The organism is Chloroflexus sp. (genome assembly GCF_034435895.1).
In the GTDB taxonomy this organism is placed as follows: Bacteria; Chloroflexota; Chloroflexia; order Chloroflexales; family Chloroflexaceae; genus Chloroflexus.
On the sequence record NZ_DAOTWH010000090.1, the window covers coordinates 1 to 4,443 of the forward strand.

Consider the following 4,443-nt stretch of genomic DNA (forward strand, 5'->3'; position numbering starts at 1 on the left):
GACTGGCTGGCGACCCTGCCGGCGGGTCTCGACACGCCAGCCGGCGAACGCGGCAGCAGCCTGAGTATGGGCCAGCGACAATTGGTGGCGTTGGCGCGGGTGTTGTTGCAAGACCCGGCGATCCTGATTTTAGATGAAGCCACCGCCAGCATTGATCCGCTCACCGAAGCCTTGATCCAAGAGGGTCTCGACGAGGCGATGCGGGATCGGACGGCGATCATCATTGCGCACCGGTTGAGTACGGTGCGCGAAGTTGACCGGATCATCGTGCTGCGGCACGGCGAGATTCTCGAACAGGGGACGCACGATCAGTTGCTGGCCGCCGGCGGGCACTATGCCGAGCTGTACAACACCTACTTCCGCCACCAGAGCCTTGAATACATCGAGGCGGCGGGCCGGAGGTAAAAGGCGCAAAGCAAGCAAAGACGCAGAGGCTCCTAACGCAAAGGCGCGAAGGACGCAGAGGGCGCAAAGTTTCTGAAGGGAGCGGCGCAGCGGGGGATCGCCCCTATCCCCATCCCCCTCCCCCGCTGGGGGAGAGGGCGGACAGAACATGTGTTTGGTCACGCCCATTGATCGCTGTGCCATGCCTCAAAGCCCGGCTCTCCGCTCCCCTCTCCCGCCGTTAGGTGGGAGAGGGGCTGGGGGTGAGGGCCAGCAGCCCGCGCAGCGGGCTTCGTAACCATAGCCCGGCCCTTTAGGGCCGGGTGCCGTACAGATGTTCTGTCTACCCCTGAACCCGCTGGGGGAGGGGGCGTGCGAAGGGTGAGATCATCAATTCCAACCCTCTGCGCCGCTTTGCGGTCTTGGCGGCTTTGCAAACCCCTGCGTCTGTGGAGCCGGACAGCCGCTCTAGACCTTTTCCAGCGCTGACCGTTCCTGCAACGACAGCAACGTCCATTGGCCGGCGCGCATGGCTTGAATCGCCTGCACGGCTGCCGCCGCCCCCGACAGAGTTGTCAACGTCGGCACACGGTACACAATCGCGGCCCGGCGGATAGCCCCCTCGTCGAAGAAGCTGGTCTTGCCGAGCGGTGTATTCACAATCAGCGCGATCTCGCCGTTCTTGATGTAGTCAACCGCGTTGGGCCGGCCTTCGTTCACCTTATAGATCGGTTTCACGTCAAGGCCATGCTGCTGGAGGAAGGCTGCCGTGCCGCTGGTGGCCAGCAGCTTGAAACCGAGGGCAGCTAAATCACGGGCAATCGGCAACACATTGGCCTTGTCGCGGTCATTCACGCTGAGGAAGGCGTTACCGCTGGTGGGCAGGTGGTTGTTGCACGCCATCTGCGCTTTAGCGAACGCCTCGCCAAAGGTCGCGCCGCTGCCCATACCCTCGCCGGTTGACTTCATCTCTGGGCCGAGCAGAGTGTCTACGCCGCTGAAGCGCGACCACGGCAGCACCACTTCCTTGACATGGTAGCGTTGCTCGCTGGTGACATCCAATCGGTAGCGGGACGGATTAACCAAGGCTGGATGTATCATCTGAATATGGCTATTCTCATATCGCAGCCGCGCGCCGGCAGCGCATTGCACCGCTAGTTGCGCCCACGGTATGCCGGTCGCCTTGGCGACGAAGGGCACGGTGCGCGAGGCGCGCGGGTTGACTTCGAGAACGTAGACAACACCGTCTTTCATCGCGTACTGGATATTCATCAGGCCGACCACCCCCAGCGCGCGGGCCAGTTGCTCGGTGTAACGGCGCATCGTCGCAACGTGCTCTTCGGCCACCATATAGGTCGGTATGACGCAGGCGCTATCGCCAGAATGAACACCAGCCAGCTCAATCTGCTCCATAATCCCAGCAATAACGATCGTCTCGCCATCACAGATCGCATCGACATCCATCTCAAACGCATCTTCGAGGAAGCGATCGATCAACACCGGATGCTCAGGCGACGCGGCGACTGCTTCACGCATATAGCGTTCGAGGACGGCGTCATCGTAGACGATCGCCATCGCCCGCCCTCCTAGCACGTAGCTGGGCCGCACCACAACCGGATAGCCAATCCGGCGAGCCACCGCCAGCGCCTCTTCCCACGAGGTGGCGCTGCCGTGTTCGGGAGCGGGAATATGCAGCTCCTTCAACAACGCGCCGAAGCGGTCGCGATCCTCGGCCAGATCGATCGCTTCGGGAGCCGTACCCCAGATCGGCACACCAACCGCTTCGAGCGCCCGCGCCAACTTGAGCGGCGTCTGGCCGCCGAACTGGATGATCACCCCATCGGGCTGCTCTTCGTCAACCACATTGAGCACGTCTTCGAGCGTGAGCGGCTCGAAATAGAGCCGGTCGGCGGTGTCGTAGTCGGTCGAGACCGTCTCTGGGTTACAGTTGACCATAATGGTCTCGTAACCAAGCGCGCGCAGACCAAACACAGCGTGGCTACAGCAATAATCAAACTCAATGCCCTGCCCGATCCGGTTGGGGCCGGAGCCGAGAATCACCACCTTCTTGCGATCGGTCGGCTCGGACTCGTCCTCGCTCTCATATGAAGAGTAGAGGTACGGCGTATAGGCGGGAAACTCGGCAGCGCAGGTATCGACCCGGTGGAAGGTGGGGCGAATATCGAGTTCGAGCCGGCGCTGGCGCACGGCCAATTCCGCCGACCAGCGCTGCGGGCCGGAGGGCACGCGCAACAGATGGGCAAGCTGCGCGTCGCTGAAACCCATGCGCTTGGCTTGGCGCAGCAGATCAGGCGGGATGGTGTTGAGATCAAAGGCGCGCAGGCGGACTTCGAGATTGACGAGCTGTTCTAACTGGCGAATAAACCACGGATCGATCTTGGTCAAGGCGCAGATCTGCTCGACCGACATCCCGCTTTGCAGCGCGTAACGCACATAAAACATGCGATCGGGATGGGGCGTAATCAACCGCTCGTTCAACCGTTCCGGATCGATCGTATCGTGGCCATCGGCCCCCCAACCGGCCCGGCCCTGCTCAAGCGAGCGCCATGCCTTCTGGAAAGCTTCCGGGAAGGTGCGCCCGATAGCCATCACCTCGCCCACTGACTTCATCGACGTGGTGAGGGTCTGATCGGCTTGGGGGAACTTCTCGAACGTAAAGCGTGGAATCTTTACTACCACATAGTCGAGGGTTGGCTCGAACGAAGCCGGCGTCTCGCGGGTAATATCGTTAGGCAACTCGTCGAGGGTATAGCCGACGGCCAGCTTGGCGGCGATCTTGGCGATGGGGAAGCCGGTCGCCTTGGAGGCCAGCGCCGACGAACGCGATACACGCGGGTTCATCTCAATCACGTAGATGCGGCCATCGGTCGGCGAGACAGCAAACTGGACATTGGAACCGCCGGTTTCGACACCGACAGCGCGCAACACCGCCAACCCCATATCGCGCATCCGCTCGTACTCGCGGTCGGTGAGCGTCATCGCCGGCGCGACGGTAATGCTATCGCCAGTATGCACCCCCATGGGGTCAATATTCTCGATCGAGCAGACGATGACGCCGTTATCGTTACGATCACGCATCACCTCCAGCTCGAACTCCTTCCAACCTAACACACTTTCTTCGATCAACACCTGTGTGACCGGCGACGCATCGAGACCGCGTTCGACGATGGTGCGAAACTCCTCCATGTTGTACGCGATACCGCCACCCTCGCCACCGAGAGTAAATGAGGGGCGAATGATGGCCGGGAAGCCAGTCTGCGCCACGACCGCCAACGCCTCATCGAGCGTAGTTGCCGTGCCGGAACGCGGCACCTGCAAACCAATCTCGATCATTTTATCCTTGAACCGCTGGCGATCTTCGGCGATGCGCACCGCCTCGACCGAAGCGCCGATCAGCTCGACGCCATACTTGGCGAGGATGCCAGCCTCGTGCAGGGCCACCGCCAAATTGAGCGCGGTTTGGCCGCCGACGGTGGGCAAAATCGCGTCGGGCCGCTCGCGGGCAATGATGCGTTCGAGACTAGGAACGGTCAGCGGTTCGATGTAGGTGGCGTCAGCAAGACCGGGATCGGTCATAATGGTGGCCGGGTTGGAATTGACTAGCACGACCCGATAGCCCTCTTCACGCAACGCCTTGCACGCTTGGGCGCCGGAATAGTCGAATTCGCAGGCTTGGCCGATCACAATCGGGCCAGAACCGATGATAAGAATGGTTTGGAGATCAGTGCGCTTCGGCATCTTCGTCTCAGACTCCTTTGGAGCGGAGCAAACAAGCGCGCTCCGCACAGCGCTGCCTGATTATACAATACGATTGATGAAGGTTTCACGATCCCTCTGTTGACAAGCTGCTATGGAGTGCGGCAGTTTGACTGCCACACTCCATAGTGGCGCTGAGCTTGTCGAGAGCAGGAAACTGTTGCGAAGCCCGCTGCGCGGGTGGATGTCCCCCACCCCCGATGCCTGATCCCGCTTGTCCTTGCGCGCCGCCACCGGCGGCGAAGCCATCTCCCGCTTTAGCGGGATGGATGCCGTGCGGCA

3 protein-coding genes are annotated in these 4,443 nt (G+C 61.4%); 1 reads left to right on the forward strand and 2 read right to left on the reverse strand.

Annotation, left to right across the window (positions count from 1 at the left end; translation table 11 throughout):
- On the forward strand, window positions 1–405 hold a 405-nt coding region (locus tag U9R81_RS05405; protein ID WP_322494496.1), incomplete at its 5' end, for an ATP-binding cassette domain-containing protein.
- A 447-nt stretch (window positions 406–852) separates the two neighbouring features.
- Here the strand turns inward: U9R81_RS05405 and carB are convergent.
- Window positions 853–4,143, reverse strand: coding sequence for a carbamoyl-phosphate synthase large subunit (gene carB, locus U9R81_RS05410; RefSeq protein WP_322494497.1), 3,291 nt, complete (start codon window positions 4,141–4,143; stop codon window positions 853–855).
- A 60-nt stretch (window positions 4,144–4,203) separates the two neighbouring features.
- Window positions 4,204–4,443, reverse strand: a 240-nt coding sequence (locus U9R81_RS05415) for a hypothetical protein (protein WP_322494498.1), incomplete at its 5' end; no start/stop codon positions are given.